The following is a 20,328-nucleotide window of genomic DNA, read 5'->3' as shown; positions in this document are numbered from 1 at the left end:
CCGCTCCCCCTCGCACCCCGGTATCCCCGCACCCGCAGTTCACATCCCCACCCCCAACCCAATCCCCGCTCCCCAACCCCCCACAACGCGATATGTCTTGACCGCCTACCCTGACGCGACATATCGTGTCCTCGACCATAGACGCGATACTACGCGTTCCGGAGGTGGACAAGCATGGAACAAGAGCGGGTGCCCGTCCTGGTGGTGGGCGGTGGGTACGCAGGCCTGAGCACGGCAACACTCCTGGCCTGGCGCGACGTACCCGTCATGTTGGTGGAGAAGCACCCAAGCACCTCGATCCAACCCAAGGCGTTCGGTGTCGGCCCGCGAGCCATCGAGCTGCTGCGCCCCGTCCCCGGCATCGAGCAGGAGCTCCGCGAGACCTGGGCAGGCATCGGGGACAACATGCGCATAGCGATCGCCAAGAGCCTGGCCGACCCGAACCCCCACATGCTCATCAACGATGAGCAGGAGGAGATGGCCTTCCTGGCCGACATCACCCCGGCGGCGCAGGTGGGGGCGCCCCAGGCCGCGATCGAGCAGCTGCTGCGGTACACGGCAGAGGAGCTGGGCGCCGACCTGCGCTTCTCGACCGAGCTGGTCTCACTGGAACAGGACGAGGACGGCGTGACCGCGCTGATCCGCGATGCCGACGGCGACCGCCTCGTCCGGGCCGACTACGTGGTCGCCGCGGACGGCTACCGGAGCCCGCTCCGCCGCCTCCTGAACGTCCCCACCTCAGGCAAGGGCGAGCTGGGCCGGATGTGCTCGATCATGTTCGACGCGGACCTGAGCGGGCTGGTACGCGAGCGCGAGGTCACGCTCTGGTACCTGCAGAACGACCTCTTCACCGGCGTGATCGTGACCGGCACCGGCGTCGGGGCGCACGTGCTGGGCGTCAACTACTCCGACGGTCAGAGCGAAGCCGACTTCACCGAGGAGCGCTGCAGAGAGCTGGTACGCATCGCAGCCGACCAACCTGAACTGGACGTCCAGTTACTGGACAAGACGTCGTTCACTCTCGGGCACGTGGTGGCCGACACGTACCGCGCCGGCCGGGTGTTCTTCGCCGGGGACGCGGCCCACACCATGCCGCCGACCGGCGGGCAGGGCGGCAGCACCGCGCTCCAGGACGGCTGCGACCTCGCCTGGCGGCTCTGGCTCGTCGTCACAGGCCAGGCCGGGCCCGACTTCCTCGACACGTACGACGCCGAACGCCGCCCGATCGGCACGCTGACGGCCGACGCCCAGCTCGCCAACCTCGGCGTACGCATGCCTCCAACCGCCCGCGTCGGCTACCCGGAGCCCATCGAGGACTTCATGAGCGTCATCATCGGCTACCGCTACCACTCCACAGCCATCCTGGACGAACCCGGCGACGACGGCTCCATCCTGGAGGACCCACGCGTACCCACCGGCCGTCCGGGCAGCCGCGCCCCACACGTGGTGCTCGACTGGGAAGGCCAGCGCATCTCGACCATCGACCTCTTCGGCTCGGGCTTCGTACTGCTGGCCGACAGACAGGGCGGCCAGGCCTGGATGGACGCCGGACGTCTGGTCAAGGAGCGCCTCGGCGTCCAGCTCACGCGCTTGGTGGTGGACGAGGAACTGAAGGACGTGGAGGGACACTTCCGGAAGCGGTACGGCGTCAGCGGGGGCGGCGCCGTCCTGGTCCGACCGGACGGCTACGTAGCCTGGCGCTCCCCCGGCCCCGTCCCAAACCCGGCAGCCACCCTCGACCAGATCATGACCCAACTCCTCAGCCGCTAGCAGCCATCCCCCAACCACTCAGAGCAGATCCCAACCCATCCCCCAACCACCCCAAACCAGATTTCCGAGCCATCCCCCGGCCACCCCAAACCAGATCCCAACCCCCTAACCACCTCGAACCAGACCCGAACCATCCCACCCGACCACTTCAAACCAGGTCCCGAGCCATACCACCCAACCACTTCGAACCGCCGCGACCGGGCCCCGCCCAGACTTCCGCGCCCCGCGGCATGAACCCGACCAGCTCGAACCAGGTCCCGAGCCATCCCACCCGACGCCCTCGGGCCAGGTCCCGAGCCATCCCGCCCGACCCACGTCGAACAGGTCCCGGGCCATACACCGACCGCTGGCCCCACGGCCGCCCCACCCCTGCTCCACGGGCAGCCGTAACCCACCGAAGCAGCACCTTCCGGAGAACCGGCCCCCATGAGCACGCACATGCACCACTGAGCGCGACTTCCTAAATGCCGGATTGTCGGCCCCTTCTGCCAGTCCCCCCTGGCAGGGCCCTCTGCCGGGGCCTCTCCCAGTGCCGGAGCCCTCCGCCAAGCCCTTCTGCCCAACCTGCCTGCCGTAGCCCTGCTGGGCCCCTCTCCTGGGGATGGCTGGAGGCCGATGGATGGGGACCGTTGGCCAATGCCCGTCGATGGCCGTTGCCCGTTGCCTGTGGCCGTTGGCTGGTGGCTGGTGGCGAGTGCTTTCGATCACTGCACTGGCCCAACTCACTCAGTGGGCCTTAGCTGCTGGTCCAACCGATCTCGAACGGGAAAGACCACGCAGGACCGGCTCAGCCGAGCAGCAACTCCTCTCGGCGAGCCCGCAACCTGTCACGCAGCCGCGCCAGTTCCCGGCAACGGTCCTCGAGCTGCTCCGCGACATGCCGGAGACCACTCATCCCCCGAATGCCGTCTTCCGCCATCAGGCCGAGTGCCTCCACCTGCCGGACGAACTCACCCACCGTCCCCCGGCCGTGCAGGGCCGCGAGACCGGCCGCACGGGCCCGTTCCCGAGCAGGCAGCTCCACATCCAGCTCGGCGAGCAACCGCCCGATCTCCAGCAGCTCGGCACCTCGGGGATCGGCCGATGCGGCCACTCGCTGCTCTTCACGTGCCAGCAACTCCTCGTAGAGCTCCCGCGCCGGACCCACCTCGGCCAGGTCCCGTTCCACCTCCGCGAGCGCTGACGTGTACGCGCCCAGCCTCGTTTCCACGACGGCTACCTGCTCTTGATCACCCCGACCGCATCCAGCTCCCGCCGGGCCTTTCTCACGAGGGCGACGACCGCCGTGTGGCGCTCGCTCAGCCCCTCCCAGCGACGCACCCGCTGACGCGCCGTACGCAGATCTTCATCGATCATCTCAAAGGGGATCACGTCACTTGGACGGTCGAATGTCTCGATTCGGTTCAGGACGAGCATGCACTTTTATTAACAAATCCGGTCAGAACAGGCGTCGCTCCTGTCCTTCCTTGCTCTCTCCTGCACGTGAGTGCGTAAGAGGAGGGTGTCCGTCGACGCCGTAGCCGGGTCGCGCCTGGGTCGCTGGGGCCCAGAGGCGGGCTCAGGCTGCTGCACGTTCGACCTCCGCGCGTGGGGGATGAGCGGAAGTCGGAGTCGGTGCCATGGCCAGGATTGGGGCTGGCCTCGGCTCCGTGAGCGGAGCTTGCGGGACGGCTCGAGTTGGTTCGAGAGGGTGTTGCGGGGTCGGGGGTGTTGGAGCGAATGGGGCTGGGAGTGAGGGGGTGGGTGGGGTTGAGGGGTGGCAGTTGATCAAGGCGAGTGAGGGGTGGGCGGGCTTTTGGGTGGCGCATAGCCAGTCGTTCAGGGAGCCGGGGAAGCCGGACGGTGGGCCGACCTTCAGGCAGGTGATCTGGCCGGCGCCTGGTGGTGGGCCGATCTTGAGGCGGCGGATGGTGCCTGTGCGGCCCAGTTCGCCCTGGTCCGCGTCGTAGGGCGTCAGCTGGACGCCGAAAGGGAGGCCGCCGTCCGGCTGGTCTGTGGGGCTTATCTGGAGGAAGTCGTCGATTTTGCGGTCGGTGGCCTCCGGGTGAGTGGCTACGTAGGCCAGGTGGTCTGTGATGAGGCGGTGGGCCACCGTGCGGAGGAGGTTGGTCGCGCACAGGTTGTGGGCGCAGGCGGCGCCGTCGAGGGTGATCTCGGGGAGGGCGAAGCGGCGCAGGCCTCGGGATGTGACGCGCAGGCAGTCGCACACGCCCATGTCGGACGGATCCCAGGGTGGACAGGTCGCCGCGTCGTGGACCTGGATGTCCCAGGACAGCCAGTCGTCGGTGAGGCGGAAGTCCGGGGGCTCGCCTGCGCATCTTCCGCAGGTGAGGATGTTGGTACCTGTCAGCGGGTCGATCAGGAGGCCGTCGCACTCCCTCGCCAGGGCCCGGGCCGTCGCCCTCGCCGTCTGAATGCTGGTCGGAAGCTTGTGCGGGGGTGCGGTCGTGGACACCACCACGTGTTGACCAGTGCGGCGTAGGCGGCGTCTTTCCTCGCTTGTGAGGTTGGTCGCGGTTGGTTTCCAAGGAGTCTGGTGGTGCGTCACCGTCAAGGAGCCGTTGCCTGCTGCGGTGATCGCGGCTCTTCTGTACGGGCCGGCTATGCGCCAGGGCACGAAGGAGTCGACGTCGAACGGCAGGCGCTCCGTGGCCACGATGAAGAGGGAGGTCAGCGTGGCGGGCAACGGCAGGATGATCTTCATGGTGAATGTACTCCGGGTTGTCTGTCTCTGGCTCCGCACGAACCGTGGTGTTGAGGTGTTGGTGGTTTGAGGGTGTTGGTGGGTTGGGGTGTTGAGGGTCGTCGCGGCGTTTGGGGTCGCGGCGTGGCGCTGTTGGTGGTGTCGCGGTATGGAAGCCGCGATGTTGGGGGTGCGATGTTGAGGGCTTGCGATGGTGGGGGTGCGGGGGCGCCGGGTTGCCCGGCGTGTTTGGGGTTGTGTAGTGGTGTTGGTGGGGGTAGCGGTGTTGGGGGTGTCCGGGACGTATCCGGGCCTCGGGCGGGTTGGGGTCTCGGGCGTGATGCGGGTGTCTGGCGTGTTGGGGTGTCGGGCCGGTTGGGGTGTCGGGCCGGTTGGGGTGTCGGGCCGGTTGGGGTGTCGGGCCGGTTGAGGTGTCGGGCCGGTTGAGGTGTCGGGCCGGTTGAGGTGTCGGGCCGGTTGAGGTGTCGGGCCGGTTAAGGTGTCCGGCCGGTTGGGGGCCTTTGGCGGCTTGGGGGTGTATGGCCGGTTGGGGATGTCCGGCCGGTTGGAGATGTCTCGCGAGTTGGGGGTGTCCGGCGTGTTGGGGGTGTCAGCGGGTGTTTTTTGGGGTCGGGGTTGGTGGGGCACTCAGGATCATCGGTTATCGCGGAGGGCTTGGGCGGGGTGGAACGGGGTTCTGTGGATAAGGCCTGGGGCTGTGCTCGCCCTTGTGGATGACGGTCCGCTCCGGCAGTTGTGGGTGGCCGGTCACCAGGCTCGTAGTCTGCATCGGTGGGCGTGAACGTGCCGGAAGAGTCGGCCGTGCGCTTGGCGCGCCGGAGGATGGCGCTGCTCGTCAACGCTCAGGCGAAGTAGTTTTGCGCCGCGCCGGCTCGCTCGCTGGCTAGAGTGGCGCGGTGAACCTCTCAAGATCCAGAAATCGAAGTCGAGGTATCGCCGGGCTCGCCGCCGCAGCCGTACTGCTGGGTGGTTTGGTCGCGCCGCCTCCGGCTGCCGCAGCAGAGGACGGCTCCGCGAGCGTGCTCGCGCATCACTTACGCCGGGCTCTCGACCAGTCGCAGTTCGAGCAGGTCCTGGACACCAATCCGCCGACCGGCGCGGCCGAGTTGAACGCGCTGCGGCAGGACAGCGTCGACAAGGAGGCCAGGAAGCCGCCGAAGAAGGCTGACCTGCTCGCGGCTGTCGCGGCGGCCGAGCCGATCTCGCAGCAGCCGCAGATCGACCTGACCGTCATCGAGCTGAACCGGGCGGGCCGCCCCGTCTCCTCGGGCACCGTGCTGATGAGCCCGCAGTATCCGGACGGGAAGGTCGTGCCGGTCGACCGCAATCTGCACACCACCGACGTCCGCTGGCGCCAGTGGGACGACGCCGGCTGGTACGCCAATCACGGCCAGGGCACCATCGACGTGGTGCCGGGCCGCGAGAACGCCTCCATCGACTTCATGAGCCCGTACCCCGCGTCGGTGCTGAAGCTGATGGTGGCCTTCGGGGTGCTGCGCCTCGTGGACCAGGGGCAGATCTCGCTCGACGACACCTACAACTACGAGCCGATCGCGCCGATCAGCTCGCTGTGCGGGCCGGGTAGCAGCAACACGATCCGCGGCTACCTGGACGCCGCGCTCACCTGGTCGTCCAACAACGCTGCTTGCGCCATGGTCAAACTGCTGCACGACCGCGCAGCCATCGACGGCCTCAACCAGACCTTCCAGGACCTGGGCCTGGAGACCCTGCAACTGAAGAACACCAACCCGAACACCGGCGGACGCTGGGGCAACCCCGTCACCATGAGCTCGCTCGACACGGCCAAGCTGCTGATGCTGGTCAACGGCGGCCTGGGCACCCTGTGGACGGCTCCCAACGGCACCGGCGTCACCGCCGCCGTCCTCAGCGACGCCTCCCGCGAGTTCTTCAAGAGCAAGCTCGGCGACCAGGGCATGAACCTCGCCCTGTCGACCACCAACTGGTGTGGCGCCACCTACCCCGCCCCGGGCATCCCGCAGCTCACGCCCTCGCGTTGGATCGGCGCCGACGGCACCGTGACCATCCCCGGCCAGGGCATCGCGTACGGCCGCGACGTACGGCCGTGCAACGACGCGGCCGAGGTGACGTACGCCCACAAGAACGGCTGGGTGAACAACTCCGGCGCTGACGCGGGCATCGTGAAGGCCCTGCCCGGCAAGGGAGGCCGCACCTACGTCGTCACCATGTTCTCCAACCTCGGTTACCAGTACGTGGACTCCAACCGCCCGCCGACGGGCGCCGAGAACGTCTGGTTCACCGAGAAGCTCGCCAAGCTGGGCAAGATCATCGACGACTACGAGAAGCGGCGCTATCCCTAGCGCATGAGATCTTGGCCGAGTGGGGCCTGCCCAGCCCGGGGCAGGCCCCAGCGCTGAGCAGGCCCCAGCGCTGAGCAGGCCCCAGCGCTGAGCAGGCCCCAGTGCTAGACAGGCCCCAGTGCTAGACAGGCCCCAGCGCCAGACAGGCCCCCGTTGCGCAGGCTCGCGCTGGGTAGCCCGCGCTGGGCGGGTGCGGGGCAGGTGCGCGGAGAGCGTGAGAAATAGTGCAGGGCGGTCTCGGGGTGGGGCCGGTGGGGGTGCTACGGATACCGGTCGGCGTCACCGCGTGATCGGGCAGCGCCGGAGAACCCGTCTGACGCCCTGCGCCCCCACCACGAATGGCTGTCAGTGAGCCGAGTGGGGTTTGCAGATGGCCATGGATTGGGCGGGAAGGCGCAGGAAGCGGCCGTCCGCCATGACGGGGTCGTCCGAGGCCAGCAGCACCGTTCCAGAGGGCACCGGCACCCTGGCCGACTCCTGGGCGAAGTTCACCGCCACCGCCAGCGCCCCCCGCCACATCACCAGCCACTTCCCCAGCGGATCCACCTCCACCCTGACCCGGTCCATGCGCGGGTCGGACAGCTCGGGCAGGGCCTTGCGCAGGGCGATCAGGTCGCGGTACCAGCACAGCAGCGACCAGTGCTCCTCCTCCTTCACCTCGCTCCAGTCCAGTTTCGAGCGCAGGAACGTGTCCTCGTCCGACGGGTCGGGCGCGTCCCAGACGTACCCGAACCCCTCGAACTCCCGCTCCCGGCGCGCCGCCTCGCTCTCCCGCAGCGCGGTCTCCAGGTGATCGGAGAAGAACAGGAACGGCGTGCGCGCCCCCCATTCCTCTCCCATGAAGAGCATGGGGGTGAACGGCGAGGTCAGCAGCAGGCCCGCGCCCAGCTTGAGCGCGGGGACGGGCAGGCGGTCGCCGCCGGGGCGGTTGCCGATCTGGTCGTGGTTCTGGAGGCAGGCGACCAGCCGGTGGCCGGGTACGCCCGTGAAGGGACGGCCGTGGGAGCGGCCGCGGAAGGAGGAGTAGGTGCCGTCGTGGAGCAGTCCCGAGGTCAGCACCTTGGCCAGCGCCGACAGGGAGGCGAAGTCGGCGTAGTAGCCGTGGGACTCCCCGCTCACCGCGCAGTGCAGGGCGTGGTGGATGTCGTCGCACCACTGGGCGGTCATGCCCAGGCCGCCGGCGTCGAGCGAGCGCACCATGCGCGGGTCGTTCAGGTCGGACTCGGCGATCAGGGACAGCGGGCGGCCGAGCGAGCAGGCCAGCGCGTCCACCTCCCCCGACAGCTCCGCCAGCAGGTGCTCGGCGCGGCGGTCGTGCAGCGCGTGTACGGCGTCCAGCCGCAGCCCGTCGATGTGGTAGTCGCGCAGCCACTGCACCGCGTTGCCGATGAAGTACCGCCGCACCTCGTCGGAGCCCGGCCCGTCCAAATTGACCGCATCGCCCCAATAACTGCCCTTAAATCCGGAAAAATAAGGGGCGAAGGGGTGCAGGAAGTTCCCCGACGGGCCGAGATGGTTGTAGACGACGTCCAGGATGACCCCGATCCCCGCCTGATGGCACGCGTCCACGAACGACTTGAGCCCGTCAGGCCCCCCGTACGTCTCGTTGACGGCGTACAGATCCACCCCGTCATAGCCCCAGTTCCGTCCCCCGGGCACGGGCGCGACCGGCATGACCTCGACGAAGTCGACCGACAGCTCCACCAGGTGCGGCAGCTTCTCGATGGCCGCCGAGAACGTCCCCTCCGACGTGAACGTCCCCACGTGCAGCTCGTAGATCACCGCTCCCCGCAGGTCGCGACCCTTCCACTCGTGGTCGGACCACGTGAAGCGAGCGTGCTCGTACACGGCGCTCTGCCCGAAGACCCCCTCCGGCTGCCGGCGCGACCGCGGATCCGGGTACGGCCCTTCGCCGTCCACCTGGTACGCGTACCGCGTGCCGTGCGAGGCCCCCGCCACCTCGACCGACCACCAGCCCCCTTCCCCACGCGACATCGCGTGAGGTCCGCCCGCGGCGAACAGTTCGACAGCCGTGGCCTTCGGTGCCCAGACCTCAAAGATCATGTCGCTCCAGCAGTGAGACCGGATACTGACCGAGCAGGTGCGCGAGCGGGATCCGCCCCGTGTAGAGGCCGCCGGTGAGCAGGTCGCGCCAGGTCCCGCCGGGCAGCGTCAGGGACGTGGTGCCCCATCCGCACCGGGCCAGACGCGCGGGAAGCCGGGTGGCGACCGCGACGGCCTGCGGCCGCTCCCCGCGGGCGAAGGCGATCACGTGCGACGCCGCCGGCCCCTCCGCCCACAGCGGCCGGTACGGCGCCGCTCCCCCGAGACGGCGGCGCAGCCGCAGCGCCTGCGCCGTCACCAGCAGCTTGGCCGCGTCCCACGCAGTCTCGGGTTTGCGGGGGTACGTCACCGGCCGCCGGTTGTCCGGGTCGACCAGTGAGAAGTCGGTCGTCTCGTTGCCCTGGTACACATCGGGCACCCCGGGCATCATGAGCTGCACGAGCTTGGCCCCGAGCGAGTTGGACATGGCGTAGGGCTCGATCCGCGCGGTGAACTCACCGACGGGCTGCCGCACCGCCGCAGCCGCAAACTCCCGCAACCCGCGCTCATAGGACGGATCCGGATTTATCCAGGAAATGGCGGTCTTGGCCTCCCGCGCCGCCTTGAGCAGGTAATCCGTGAACCGCTCGACCGAGATCGGCCAGGCCGCCATGAGGTTCTGCCAGCCCAGATAGTCCAGATGGGGGTCGAAGCGCACCGAGGCCGACCACGACGCCACCGCCGCGGCCCACTCCTCGGGCAGCTCCGACAACACCGACAGCCGCGCCCGCACGTCCTCCGACCGCTTCGTGTCGTGCGTGGACAGCGTGGTCATCGTGTACGGCCGCAGCTCGGCACAGAAGTCGTGGAAGTCCTCCACCGCCACCCCGAACGCGTCCGGCTCCCCGCCCACCTCGTTGAGGCACGCCAGCGGATACCACCGGTAGAGCGCCGTGTCCTCCACACCCTTGGCCATGACGGGCCCGCACGCCTGCTGGAACCGTACGACCGCCTCGTCCGGGCCGTACAGGACCTCGCGGGCCAGCGGCAGCACGGCGGGCGAGCACGCCTCGGCGGCCAGCTCGACGATCTCGACGGACTCGGGCGGCGGCGGCTCGCCGGGCACCACGTACGCGCGATAGACCGGCATCGCGGCGAGCAGCTCGCGCACGGCGGCGGGGTCCTGCGCGGCGGCCCTGGCCAGGCGCGCGACCTCGGCGCCGAAGAACAGGTCGATCACCTCCCGCTTGGCCTGCGCCATCACGGGCCGGTACTCGGAAGGTTGCCCGGTTATCTCGGCAAAAAGCTGGACGAGTGGGGCTTTGCCGTCGGGATCGACGAAGAGCCCGTTCACCCGGTTGAGCACGTCGTAGCCGCTGGTGCCGTCGCAGGCCCAGTCGCCCGGCAGCCGCTCGGGCCCGATGAGGATCTTCTCGACCACGGTCCAGGTCTCGCCCACCCTGGCGCGCAGCCGTTCCAGGTAGCCCCGCGGGTCGGCCAGCCCGTCGGGGTGGTCGACCCGCAACCCGTCCACCAGCCCCTCGTCGAGCAGCCAGAAGATCACCTCGTGCGTGGCGAACAGCACCGACGGATCCTCCACCCGCAGGCCGATTAAGGAGGACACGTCGAAGAAGCGCCGGTAGCCGGGCCCCTCGCGCCAGTCGACCAGCCGGTAGTGGCCGGGATAGGGGTAGGTGTGCCCGTGGTAACGCACCACGTCGCCGTGCACGTACGGCTCCGTGTCGTCGCCGAGCACGGGCAGCGCGACCTTCCCGTCCTGCCAGTCGATGTCGAACCAGCTCGCGTACGGCGAGGCGGGCCCGTCCTTCAGCACGGACCAGAACTGCGCGTTGACCGTGTTCATGTGGTTGGGCACGATGTCCACCACGACGCCCAGGTCATGGGCGGCGAGCTGCTGCGCCATCTCCCTGAACCCCGTCGCCCCGCCGAACTCCTCCCTGATCCTGGAGTGGTCGGTGACGTCGTAGCCGTGCCGCGACTCCGGCGTGGACTGCAGGATCGGCGAGAGGTAGACGTGGCTCACGCCGAGGTCGCGCAGGTAGCCGGCGATCTCGGCCACCTGGGCGAAGCCGAAGTCGGGGGTCAGCTGCACCCGGTAGGTGGAGGCCGGCCTAGACACGGCGCAACACCCGCACACTGCGTCCGGGCACCTCGATGGCCTCCCCGCCGCGGCACATCGGCGCGTCGAGCATGATCGGCATGGCGGTGTCGATCTCCGTGTGCCACATTTCGCCGTAGTCCTTGGGGATCGTGAACTTGATCATGTCGTAGTGCGCGTTGAACAGCAGCAGGAACGAGTCATCCCTGATCGGGCGGCCCCTCCGGTCGGGCTCGGTGATGGCGTCGCCGTTGAGGAACACGGCCAGCGACTTCGCGTATCCGACGTTCCAGTCGCCGTCCGTCATCTCCTCCCCGGACGGCGTGAGCCAGGCGATGTCGTTGAGCCCGCGTACCGGCTTGCCGTAGAAGAAGCGCCTGCGGCGGAAGACCGGATGCCGCTTGCGCAGTGCGGCCAGGCTCTGCGTGAACTCCAGCAGCAGCCAGTTCTCCCGCACGTCGGACCAGTCGACCCAGGTCAGCTCGTTGTCCTGGCAGTAGCCGTTGTTGTTGCCCTTCTGCGTGCGGCCGAGCTCGTCGCCGTGGGAGAGCATCGGCACGCCCTGCGACAGGAAGAGCGTGGTCAGGAAGTTGCGTTTCTGCTGCTCGCGCAGCGCCTCGACGGGGTCGTCCGCCGGACCCTCCTCGCCGCAGTTCCAGGACCGGTTGTCGTCGGTGCCGTCGCGGTTGCCCTCCTTGTTGGCCTCGTTGTGCTTGCCGTTGTACGAGACGAGGTCCTGCAGGGTGAAGCCGTCGTGGCAGGTGACGAAGTTGATCGAGGCCGCGGGACGGCGGCTGTCGTCCTGGTAGAGGTCGCTCGACCCGGTGAACCTGGACCCGAACTCGGGCAGCGTGGCCGGCTGCCCGCGCCACAGGTCGCGGATCGTGTCGCGGTAGCGGCCGTTCCACTCCGTCCACCGCGACGGGAAGTTCCCGACCTGGTAGCCGCCCGGCCCCACGTCCCACGGCTCGGCGATCAGCTTGACCTGCGACAGCACCGGGTCCTGCTGCACCAGGTCGAAGAACGAGCTCAGCCGGTCGACCTCGTGCAGCTCCCGGGCCAGCGTCGAGGCGAGGTCGAAGCGGAACCCGTCGACGTGCATCTCGATGACCCAGTAGCGGAGCGAGTCCATGATCATCTGCAGGACGTGCGGCGAGCGCATGAGCAGGCTGTTGCCCGTGCCCGTGGTGTCCACGTAGTAGCGCGGGTCGTTGTCGACCAGCCGGTAGTAGTCGGGGTTGCCGATCCCCTTGAGCCCCAGCGTGGGACCGAGGTGGTTGCCCTCGCCGGTGTGGTTGTAGACCACGTCGAGGATGACCTCGATGCCCGCCTCGTGCAGCGCCCTGACCATGGCCTTGAACTCCAGCACCTGCCCGCCGCGCTGCCCCTGGCTGGAGTAGCGGTTGTGGGGCGCGAAGAACCCGATCGAGTTGTAGCCCCAGTAGTTGGACAGGCCGCGCTGCTCCAGGATGTGGTCGGTCACGAACTGGTGCACCGGCATGAGCTCCAGCGCCGTGACGCCGAGCTTGGTGAGGTGGTCGAGGATCTCCGGGTGGCCGAGCGCCGCGTACGTGCCGCGCAGGTGCTTGGGGATCTTGGGGTGGCTGACCGTCAGCCCCCGCACGTGGGCCTCGTAGATCACGGTGTCGTGGTACGGCGTCGCGGGCGGCCGGTCGTGCCCCCACCCGAAGAACGGGTTGATCACGATGGACCGCGGCACGTACGGGGCCGAGTCGGCGTCGTTGCGCGTGTCGGGCTGGCCGAACCGGTAGCCGTAGACCGCCTCGTTCCAGGCCACGCCGCCCTCGATGGCCATGGCGTACGGGTCGAGCAGCAGCTTGGCCGGGTTGCAGCGCAGCCCGCGCGCCGGGTCGTACGGGCCGTGGACGCGGTAGCCGTAGCGCTGGCCCGGCCCGATCCCCGGCAGGTAACCGTGCCAGATGAACCCGTCGACCTCGGTCAGCGGCACCCGCGACTCGACGTTGTCCTCGTCGAACAGGCACAGCTCGACGGCGTCCGCGACCTCGGTGTAGAGCGAGAAGTTCGTGCCCGCGCCGTCGTAGGTCGCCCCGAGCGGATAGGGGTCTCCCGGCCAGATCTCGATCATCGAGGCTCCCTTGCGGTCTCTCCCCATGTTCCGTTCCCCCGCTCACCCGGACAAGCCGCTTTGTTCCTTCCCATCCTCACCGGGTCGTTATGCCAGTTGAACGAGGTGAGCCGTCCCCGACGGCGCGGTATCAGAGGCGGCCCACGCTCGAAGCATGGTTTGCCGGCGCCGATCCCGGCAACGTGGTGGTGCCATGGGCGGCTTCAAGAGCTTCTTACTTCGCGGCAACATCGTCGAACTGGCCGTGGCGGTGATCGTCGGCGCCACCTTCAGCGGCCTGGTGCAGGCACTCGTCTCCGACCTGATCACTCCGCTGATCGGCGCCGTCACCGGCGGCAGGCAGCCGAACTTCGCCGACTACTCCTTCACCGTCAACGGCAGCCGGTTCAAGTACGGCGACTTCCTCAACCACCTCGTCACCTTCCTGATGGTCTCCGCGGTCGTGTACTGGCTGATCGTGGCCCCGATGACCCGGCTGATCAGCCTGCTCGACCGGAACAAGGACGCCACCACCAAGCAGTGCCCCGAATGCCTCAGCGACATCCCCGCCGAGGCCCGGCGATGCGCCGCCTGCACGGTCGAGCTGGTGCCGGATTCGGAGAAGCCCGCCTAACTTTGTCCGGCACGGCTTTCCGGTACATGGGTGCCGTGTCGCGCGAGTACGGTGCTTGTCCGTCAAGATGGACCGATGAGCGTTGAGTTGATGGTGTGGGACGAGCCGGTGCCCATCAGCAGGGACCAGGCCCGTGCCACCTATCTGGCGGTCAAGCGGGACTCCCCTGTGACCGGGGAGGCACCCGACGTCGCCAAGGAGATGCCCGGGGAGGTCACGATCTACGCGGGCCATGTGCTGGTGACGATGGACCTGGACACGATGGACGAGATGTCCGCGCAGGTGTTCACGATCGCGCGGGCGCACGGGCTGGTCTGCTACGACCCTCAACGCGACCTGGTGCACAACGTGGCGCCCCTGGGGGTCTACGAGGGCATGCAGCTCCACACGGGCGACGGCATGCTCGTCCACGACCCGGACCTCGGCCTGATCCACGACGTCCTCGCCACGCTGACGGCGCAGAACCCGTTCGTGGCCCTGGTCAACTTCGGGCGGCACTTCCTGCAGGTGTCACCCGGCTACGAGCTGGAGTACAAGGAGGGCACGCTCATCCGGACCATGGTGCCCGAGCTGGCGGAGGTGCAGGCCGCCTTCAACGAGTACGCCACGGGCGACCGCTCGTTCCTGACGCGCCACGAGTGGGCCTCCTAGATCACCTGCCTGAACAGCTCGGGATCCACGTTCCCCCCGGACAGCACGACCACCGTGCGCCCGGTCGCGACCCGGCCGGACAGCAGCGCCGCCGTGGTGACCGCCCCGCTCGGCTCGGCCACCAGCCGGGCCGAGCGCGCCAGGTGCCCCATGGCGGCCTTGATCTCGTCCTCCGACACGGTGACGATCTCGTCGACCCGGCGGCTGATGTGCGCGAAGGTCAGCTCGGACAGCGCCGTACGCAGCCCGTCGGCGACGGTCCGGAACGTCCTGGCCGTCCCCCACTCCACGGGGTGGCCGGCGGCCAGGCTCTCGGCGGCGTCGGCGGCCAGCTCCGGCTCGACCCCGATCACCCGGACGTCGGGCCGCAGCGCCTTGACGGCCGTGCCGACCCCGGACGCGAGCCCTCCGCCGCCCACCGGCACCAGCACCACCTCGACGTCGGGCAGATCCTCGACGATCTCCAGCCCGACGGTGCCCTGCCCCGCGATCACCGCCCGGTGGTCGTAGGGCGGCACCAGCGTCAGCCCCCGCTCCGCCGCCAGCTTCTCGGCCACGACCTCCCGCTGCTCGGGCGGCACGACGACGACCTCGGCGCCCCACCCTTCGATGGCCGCCGTCTTCACCCGGGGCGTCCCCTCGGGCACGACGACCACGCACGGCACCCCGAACTCCCTGGCCGCGAAGGCGAGGGCCTGCCCGTGGTTGCCGGACGAGTGCGTGACCACACCGTCGGGCCGCAGCGAGGCCACGGCGTTGTACGCGCCCCTGAGCTTGAACGCCCCGACGGGCTGCAGGCTCTCGGGCTTCACCCACGCCTCGCCCATCCGCACGAGCGGCGTCCGCACCGCCACTCCCTTGATCCGCCCGGCCGCCGTCCGAATGTCGTCGATCGTCACCAGCTCCATGCGATCACCCTACGGGCCGCCGGGATGAGGCAGGATCGGAGACTATGAGAACGCTGTACCCGCCCATCGAACCCTACGAGTCTGGCCTGCTCGACGTGGGAGACGGCAACCAGATCTACTGGGAGGTCTGCGGCAATCCCGAGGGAAAGCCCGCTGTCATGCTGCACGGCGGCCCCGGCGGCGGGTGCTCTGCCAAGCACCGGCGCCAGTGGGACCCGGAGCGCTACCGGATCGTCCTGTTCGACCAGCGCAACTGCGGCCGCAGCCTGCCCCACGCCAGCGACCCCGCCACCGACCTCGCCGCCAACACCACCTGGCACCTCGTGGCCGACATGGAGAGGCTGCGCGAGCACCTCGGCATCGACAGGTGGCAGGTCTTCGGCGGCTCGTGGGGCAGCGCGCTGGCCCTGGCGTACGCGCAGCGCCACCCCGACCGCACGACCGAGCTGATCCTGCGGGGGATCTTCACGCTGCGGCCCCACGAGCTGCACTGGTTCTACCAGGACGGCGCCTCCTACCTGTTCCCCGACCGGTGGGAGTCGTTCCTCGCGCCCATCCCCGCCGAGGAGCACGGCGATCTCATGGCCGCCTTCCGCAGGCGGCTCGAAGGGCAGGACGGGGAGGCCAGGCTGGCGGCGGCCAAGGCGTGGGCGCAGTGGGAGGCGGGCGCGATCACGCTGCTGCCCGACCCCGAGCTCGTCGCGTCGTTCGGCGAGGACAAGCTGGCCGTCTGCTTCGCCCGCATCGAGAACCACTACTTCCACCACAGCGGCTGGTTCGAGCCCGAGCAGCTCATCAGGGACGTCGACAAGATCCGGCACATCCCCGCCGTGATCGTGCAGGGCCGTTACGACGCCTGCACGCCCGCGGCCACCGCCTGGGACCTGCACAAGGCCTGGCCCGAGGCCGACTTCCACATGATCCACGACGCCGGGCACGCCTTCAGCGAGCCGGGCATCCTGGACCGGCTCATTGAGGCGACAGACCGCTGGGGTGGATCCGCAGCGTAGCGAGGACATCCACCTCAGCCCGCCGAGCGGGGCTCGGCCAGTGAACGCCGCGCAAGTCGTACCGCAGGTGTGACGGCCCCCACCGACAGCAGTGCGAACAGCGGCGCCAGCGCCAGGCCGAGCAGGAACCCCGCGGCCACGTCGTGCGGATAGTGCACGCCCACGAAGACGCGGGAGAAGGCCATGACCGCGGCCAGCGGCAGCACCACCCACGCGAGCGCCCGCCAGGCGAGCACGAGGGTGGCGGCGGCCCCGGCCGCGATCACCGAGTGGTTGCTGGGGAAGGACCAGTCGCCCGAGGGCGGGCAGGCGGAGATCGTCGTGACCCCGCCCCGGCACGGCCGGTCCTCCCTGATGACGGTCTTGACGACCTCGCTCACGACGTACGCGAACACCACGCCGGCCGGACCCGCGATCACCAGTGCCAGGTCGCGGGCCGGAGCCCGCCACGCCCGGAACGCGGCCGCCGCGTACAGCGCCACGAACAGGAATAACCCGGCATCCGTCCCGACTTCGGCGAGGGTGTGCAGCCACCCGGGCGTGGTCAGGGCGAAGTCGACGATGTCGCGGTACACGTGTGTCCAATCCGTGAATGGGCAATGGACACGACCTTACGAACTCCCGCGGTCAAACGCCTCGACCATAAGGCCGAAAGTCGGGAAATGTCCTAAGAAAGAAGTTTGCGCGCGAGGGCGGCGTGCTGCATCTCCAGCTCGGCCCTGGTGATGAGCCCCCGGTCGAACGCCTCGGAGGTGGCGTCCCGCTCGGCGACGTAGTAGGCGGCCATGATCTCGCTGCGGAGCGGCGTGAACCCGCGCTCGACACAGGCGGAGAATATGGTCACTTTCTGCTCCACGGTGTCCGCGGCCACCGTGCAGGCCAGATCCCGCTCTTTGAGCTGTTGAACCGCTTCACGGAGAGTGACCGGACCATGGGTCCCGTTGAAACTCATGTCGAGGGTGATCTTCACTTCTTTGCCCTTCCGATGGTTTACAACGTTCCGATCAAGGCCGCGTATTCCCAGCTCAGAGCGGGTAGGAGGGCTCTCGTGATCGGAGAGCACGTGATCGTCGGCTACACGAACGACCCGGGCGGGCGCGACGCCCTGGCCCTGGCCGGCGCGATCACCCGGGTCACCGGCGGCGAGCTCACGGTCGCCACGATCTACCCGCCGGGCAGCCCGGGGCTGGCGGTGGAGGCGCAGGCCAACCTGGCGCACGCGGCGGAGGAGCTCGGCCCGATCCCCGCCGGCTACCTCACGTACGAGAGCAGGGGAACAGGACGCGGGCTGTCGGTGCTGGCCAGCCGCATCAGGGCCGACCTGATCGTGGTCGGCTCGGCCGACGGCGGCCAGCACGGCCGCATCACCATCGGCGCCACCTCCAACCACCTGCTCCACCTGTCGTCCGAGGCGGTCATGCTGGTGCCCGCCCGGTACGTCCCGGTCGACGGGCCCGAGCGCCTGACGCTGGCGTACGTGCACCGGCCGCAGTGCGACGAGGCGGTGGAACGGATGGCGCAGGCGGCGCTGCGGCTGGGCATCCCGCTCCGGCTGATCACCCTCGACCTGCGCACGGAGGATCCGGGCAAGCTCAGGGACGACCTCGCGCTGGCCGTGCGGCTGGCCTGGGAGACCACCGGCATCGAGGCGGAGTCGGAGGTGGCCGAGGGCCACGACGTGACCGCCGCGCTGGCGGACGTGGAGTGGCTGCCGGGCGAGCTGCTGATCTGCGCGGCCAGCGAGGACGCGCAGCCGCACCGGGTGTTCCTGGGCGAGCTGGCCATGAAGGCGCTGCGGGCCTCGCCCTGCCCGGTCATCGTGCTCCCCCGCGGCTTCGCCTGACACCGCGCCTGAAACCGCGCCTGAAACCGCGACTGACACCGGCGCGCGGAGGCGCCCGAGCCGGCTCCCCGACCGGCTCGGGCGCCTCTTCAGCGCGGCACGAGGTCAGCGGGCCGTGGCGGCCTCGTACAGCTCCAGGTAGCGCTCCGCCATGACGGACGGCGAGAACCGGCGGCGGGCCTCTCTGCGGCACTCCTCCGGGTCGATCTCGTCCACCCGCAGCACCCACTCCGCCAGCTCCGCCTCGGAGTCGGCCAGGAAGCCGGTGCGGCCGTGGTCGATGATCTCGGGCAGGCAGCCGCGGCGCAGCCCGACCGGCGGCACCCCGAGCGCGAGCGCCTCGACGACGGCCGTGCCGCCGGGCTCGTCCCACTGGATGGGGAAGAGCGCGGCCCTGGCCTTCGCGTAGAGCTGGTCCCTGGCCTCGCCGCCCACGGCGCCGACCCACCTGACCAGCTCCCCGTCGAGGTACCGGGCCACCTGGTCGAGGTGGTAGCGGACGTCGGGATGGCTGTGCAGGGGGTGGTACGGGTTCTGGACCACGTCGTCCAGCTCGGCGGGGGTGTTGCGGCCGCTGACCGGCCCCGCCAGGATCAGCGGGAGCCCCAGCTTCTGGCAGATCCTGGCCGCCACGTGCTGGCCCTTGAGCCCGCAGATCCGGCCCATGACCAGCATGTACTCGCCCCGGTCGACCCGCAGGTCGCGGTCGGCGAGCGGGCTGGCCAGGTAGACGGCCCCGAGGGAGGCCGCCCGCAGGGCGTCGGGGGCGCGGGCGAGCTGCGACTCCGAGACGCCGTTGACCGCGATCGACGGCGGGAACGCGCCGTAGAACGCGGGATGCTTGCGCAGGTCCCAGTGCAGGGTGTGCAGGACGGGAGGCCCGCCGAACGCCGACAGGACCGCCGGCCCGACCACCTCGACGTGGTCGTGGACGAGGTCGATGTCGCCGCGGGCGCGCAGCTCGGCCGCCACCCTGGCCTGGTGGGCGTGCGCGATGCCCATGACCTGGTTGTATGGCTTCTGCAACTCGGTGAACTGGCCGTCGTCGTACACGCTGATCAGCTCGTCCACCTCGAGCGTGCTGGACCCGACGGAGGCCAGGACGACCTCCACGCCGCGCTCGCGCAGCGCGGGCACCAGCGTGGCCACGACGTTCTCGATCCCGCCGTAGCCGGGGGGCGGGACCGCGAGCCACGGCCCCGCGTTGACCAGGACTTTCATGCCACATCCTCCTCTTGTACGAGGGAGGCGAGCGGAGGTCGCTCCGCCACGGCCACGTCCACCAGGTCCGCCCCGTCGATCCCGAACTGCAGCATCGTGTGCGCGGGGCGCTGAGCCGCCAGTACGCGCCCCTGGCGCTCCAGGCGGGACCAGGCGGTGAGCATGATCTGCCCGGCCATCCGGCCGAGCGCGCTCATCGACTGGTGCGTGTGCGTACGGCTGCCCAGGTCCACCTGGGCCATCGCGTCCAGGCCGACGAGCTGGAGCAGGTCGACGAGGAGGCCGAACTCCACCCCGTACTCGGTGACGAAGGGCACCTGCTCCAGGACCTCGCGCCTGGCCGCGTACTCTCCGCCGAGCGGCTGGGCGAACCCGGCCAGCTCCGGCCAGAACATATTGATCAAGGGTCGGGCGACCAGCTCGGTCACCCGGCCACCCGCGGCGCGGCGAACCACGCCGTCCTCGCCCGTGAACGGACGTTCGTAGGTCGCCTTGACGAAGCTGATGTCACTGTCCACCAGCAGCGGCCCCACCAGGCCGGACACGAAGTGGGCGCCGAAGTTGAGCAGATCGGCGTCCACGAACACGACGATGTCGCCCCTTGAGGCGGCCAGCCCCTTCCACAGCGCCTCCCCCTTGCCCGTCAAGGGCGGCAGGTGGGAGAGCACCTGGTTCTGCGCCACCACGCGGGCGCCCGCCTCGCGGGCGCGTTCGGCGGTGGCGTCGATCGAGTTGGAGTCGACGACGAGGATCTCGTCGACGAGCGGAACCCGTTCGACGAGGTCGCGGCGGATCACACGGACGATGTCACCCACTGTGCGCTCTTCGTCACGAGCGGGCAGGATGACACTTACCGTGGTGGATCCCTTGGCCAGCATCAGGGCGTCGACCGGCCACTCGGCTGCCGTGCTCGAGTGCGGACCGTACCATTCCTGGATTCTGGCCAAGGCACGCAGGTTTCTCTCCATGCAGTAAGCCCCGATCTCACGAGGTCACGACT

17 protein-coding genes are annotated in these 20,328 nt (G+C 69.5%); 6 read left to right on the top strand and 11 right to left on the bottom strand.

Translation table 11 applies throughout. The features are described from left to right. The first annotated feature begins 174 nt into the window (after window positions 1-174). Entirely contained in the window at window positions 175-1,770 is a 1,596-nt protein-coding gene (locus AB0J87_RS05600; protein WP_363962769.1) for an FAD-dependent monooxygenase, read from the top strand. Between the two features lie 787 nt (window positions 1,771-2,557). On the opposite strand, the gene AB0J87_RS05595 is transcribed toward AB0J87_RS05600, so the two are convergent. The 3 genes from AB0J87_RS05595 to AB0J87_RS05585 all read right to left on the bottom strand — a co-directional run bounded on the left by AB0J87_RS05595 (window position 2,558) and on the right by AB0J87_RS05585 (window position 4,474). Beyond that, window positions 2,558-2,980, bottom strand: a complete 423-nt coding sequence (locus tag AB0J87_RS05595) for a hypothetical protein (protein ID WP_363962768.1) — start codon at window positions 2,978-2,980, stop codon at window positions 2,558-2,560. Window positions 2,981-2,985: 5 nt separating this feature from the next. Next, window positions 2,986-3,186: a hypothetical protein gene (locus AB0J87_RS05590; RefSeq protein ID WP_363962767.1), complete on the bottom strand. Its 201-nt coding sequence runs from the start codon at window positions 3,184-3,186 to the stop codon at window positions 2,986-2,988. Between the two features lie 142 nt (window positions 3,187-3,328). Next, on the bottom strand, window positions 3,329-4,474 hold the full coding sequence (locus AB0J87_RS05585) for a hypothetical protein (protein ID WP_363962766.1): 1,146 nt from the start codon (window positions 4,472-4,474) through the stop codon (window positions 3,329-3,331). Between the two features lie 1,019 nt (window positions 4,475-5,493). Here AB0J87_RS05585 and AB0J87_RS05580 point away from each other — a divergent pair. Beyond that, window positions 5,494-6,813 carry a serine hydrolase gene (locus AB0J87_RS05580; protein ID WP_363962765.1) on the top strand — a complete coding sequence of 440 codons (1,320 nt, stop codon included), beginning with the start codon at window positions 5,494-5,496 and terminating at the stop codon, window positions 6,811-6,813. Window positions 6,814-7,158: 345 nt separating this feature from the next. On the opposite strand, the gene treZ is transcribed toward AB0J87_RS05580, so the two are convergent. Genes treZ through glgX form a run of 3 tightly spaced genes read right to left on the bottom strand, consistent with a single transcriptional unit; the run spans window position 7,159 to window position 13,082 of the window. Further along, window positions 7,159-8,877 carry a malto-oligosyltrehalose trehalohydrolase gene (treZ, locus tag AB0J87_RS05575; protein ID WP_363962764.1) on the bottom strand — a complete coding sequence of 573 codons (1,719 nt, stop codon included), beginning with the start codon at window positions 8,875-8,877 and terminating at the stop codon, window positions 7,159-7,161. Continuing rightward, window positions 8,867-10,996 (bottom strand): malto-oligosyltrehalose synthase, encoded by a 2,130-nt coding sequence (gene treY, locus AB0J87_RS05570; RefSeq protein ID WP_363962763.1) that lies wholly within the window; start codon window positions 10,994-10,996, stop codon window positions 8,867-8,869. Before treY ends, treZ begins: the two co-directional genes overlap by 11 nt. Then, on the bottom strand, window positions 10,989-13,082 hold the full coding sequence (gene glgX / locus AB0J87_RS05565) for a glycogen debranching protein GlgX (protein WP_363962762.1): 2,094 nt from the start codon (window positions 13,080-13,082) through the stop codon (window positions 10,989-10,991). Before glgX ends, treY begins: the two co-directional genes overlap by 8 nt. A 193-nt stretch (window positions 13,083-13,275) precedes the next feature. Here glgX and mscL point away from each other — a divergent pair, with 193 nt between their 5' ends. Together mscL and AB0J87_RS05555 are read left to right on the top strand one after the other, a co-directional pair. Further along, a complete protein-coding gene (mscL, locus tag AB0J87_RS05560; protein WP_363962761.1) occupies window positions 13,276-13,695 on the top strand; it encodes a large conductance mechanosensitive channel protein MscL in 420 nt (139 codons plus the stop codon). Between the two features lie 75 nt (window positions 13,696-13,770). Further along, window positions 13,771-14,346 (top strand): hypothetical protein, encoded by a 576-nt coding sequence (locus tag AB0J87_RS05555; RefSeq protein ID WP_363962760.1) that lies wholly within the window; start codon window positions 13,771-13,773, stop codon window positions 14,344-14,346. On the opposite strand, the gene AB0J87_RS05550 is transcribed toward AB0J87_RS05555, so the two are convergent. Next, a complete protein-coding gene (locus AB0J87_RS05550; protein WP_355191355.1) occupies window positions 14,343-15,254 on the bottom strand; it encodes a threonine/serine dehydratase in 912 nt (303 codons plus the stop codon). The genes AB0J87_RS05555 and AB0J87_RS05550 overlap by 4 nt on opposite strands. Window positions 15,255-15,298: 44 nt before the next feature. Between AB0J87_RS05550 and pip the strand changes: the two genes are divergently transcribed. Then, window positions 15,299-16,264 (top strand): prolyl aminopeptidase, encoded by a 966-nt coding sequence (pip, locus tag AB0J87_RS05545; RefSeq protein ID WP_363962759.1) that lies wholly within the window; start codon window positions 15,299-15,301, stop codon window positions 16,262-16,264. Between the two features lie 14 nt (window positions 16,265-16,278). Here the strand turns inward: pip and AB0J87_RS05540 are convergent, their stop codons facing one another. Both AB0J87_RS05540 and AB0J87_RS05535 read right to left on the bottom strand, forming a co-directional pair. Next, a complete protein-coding gene (locus AB0J87_RS05540; protein WP_363962758.1) occupies window positions 16,279-16,839 on the bottom strand; it encodes a phosphatase PAP2 family protein in 561 nt (186 codons plus the stop codon). A gap of 92 nt (window positions 16,840-16,931) precedes the next feature. Beyond that, window positions 16,932-17,234 (bottom strand): hypothetical protein, encoded by a 303-nt coding sequence (locus tag AB0J87_RS05535; RefSeq protein ID WP_363962757.1) that lies wholly within the window; start codon window positions 17,232-17,234, stop codon window positions 16,932-16,934. Window positions 17,235-17,312: 78 nt separating this feature from the next. On the opposite strand from AB0J87_RS05535, the gene AB0J87_RS05530 reads away from it, so the two are divergent. Next, window positions 17,313-18,107 carry a universal stress protein gene (locus AB0J87_RS05530; RefSeq protein ID WP_363962756.1) on the top strand — a complete coding sequence of 265 codons (795 nt, stop codon included), beginning with the start codon at window positions 17,313-17,315 and terminating at the stop codon, window positions 18,105-18,107. Between the two features lie 105 nt (window positions 18,108-18,212). On the opposite strand, the gene AB0J87_RS05525 is transcribed toward AB0J87_RS05530, so the two are convergent. Both AB0J87_RS05525 and AB0J87_RS05520 read right to left on the bottom strand, forming a co-directional pair. Continuing rightward, a complete protein-coding gene (locus AB0J87_RS05525) occupies window positions 18,213-19,328 on the bottom strand; it encodes a glycosyltransferase (RefSeq protein ID WP_363962755.1) in 1,116 nt (371 codons plus the stop codon). After that, entirely contained in the window at window positions 19,325-20,275 is a 951-nt protein-coding gene (locus AB0J87_RS05520; protein ID WP_363962754.1) for a glucosyl-3-phosphoglycerate synthase, read from the bottom strand. Before AB0J87_RS05520 ends, AB0J87_RS05525 begins: the two co-directional genes overlap by 4 nt. Window positions 20,276-20,328 lie beyond the last annotated feature (53 nt).

The sequence above is a fragment of the Nonomuraea sp. NPDC049625 genome (assembly GCF_040675285.1).
GTDB classification, from domain to species: domain Bacteria; phylum Actinomycetota; class Actinomycetes; order Streptosporangiales; family Streptosporangiaceae; genus Nonomuraea; species Nonomuraea angiospora_A.
This window is presented reverse-complemented; position numbering and strand designations above follow the sequence as displayed.

Bases quoted from the DNA above. Each gene is read 5' to 3' on its own strand.
- AB0J87_RS05525 (WP_363962755.1), bottom strand. From the start codon at position 19,328: ATGAAAGTCCTGGTCAACGCGGGGCCGTGGCTCGCGGTCCCGCCCCCC.
- AB0J87_RS05600 (WP_363962769.1), top strand. From the start codon at position 175: ATGGAACAAGAGCGGGTGCCCGTCCTGGTGGTGGGCGGTGGGTACGCA.
- glgX (WP_363962762.1), bottom strand. From the start codon at position 13,082: ATGATCGAGATCTGGCCGGGAGACCCCTATCCGCTCGGGGCGACCTAC.
- mscL (WP_363962761.1), top strand. From the start codon at position 13,276: ATGGGCGGCTTCAAGAGCTTCTTACTTCGCGGCAACATCGTCGAACTG.
- AB0J87_RS05555 (WP_363962760.1), top strand. From the start codon at position 13,771: ATGAGCGTTGAGTTGATGGTGTGGGACGAGCCGGTGCCCATCAGCAGG.
- AB0J87_RS05585 (WP_363962766.1), bottom strand. From the start codon at position 4,474: ATGAAGATCATCCTGCCGTTGCCCGCCACGCTGACCTCCCTCTTCATC.
- pip (WP_363962759.1), top strand. From the start codon at position 15,299: ATGAGAACGCTGTACCCGCCCATCGAACCCTACGAGTCTGGCCTGCTC.
- AB0J87_RS05550 (WP_355191355.1), bottom strand. From the start codon at position 15,254: ATGGAGCTGGTGACGATCGACGACATTCGGACGGCGGCCGGGCGGATC.
- AB0J87_RS05590 (WP_363962767.1), bottom strand. From the start codon at position 3,186: ATGCTCGTCCTGAACCGAATCGAGACATTCGACCGTCCAAGTGACGTG.
- treZ (WP_363962764.1), bottom strand. From the start codon at position 8,877: ATGATCTTTGAGGTCTGGGCACCGAAGGCCACGGCTGTCGAACTGTTC.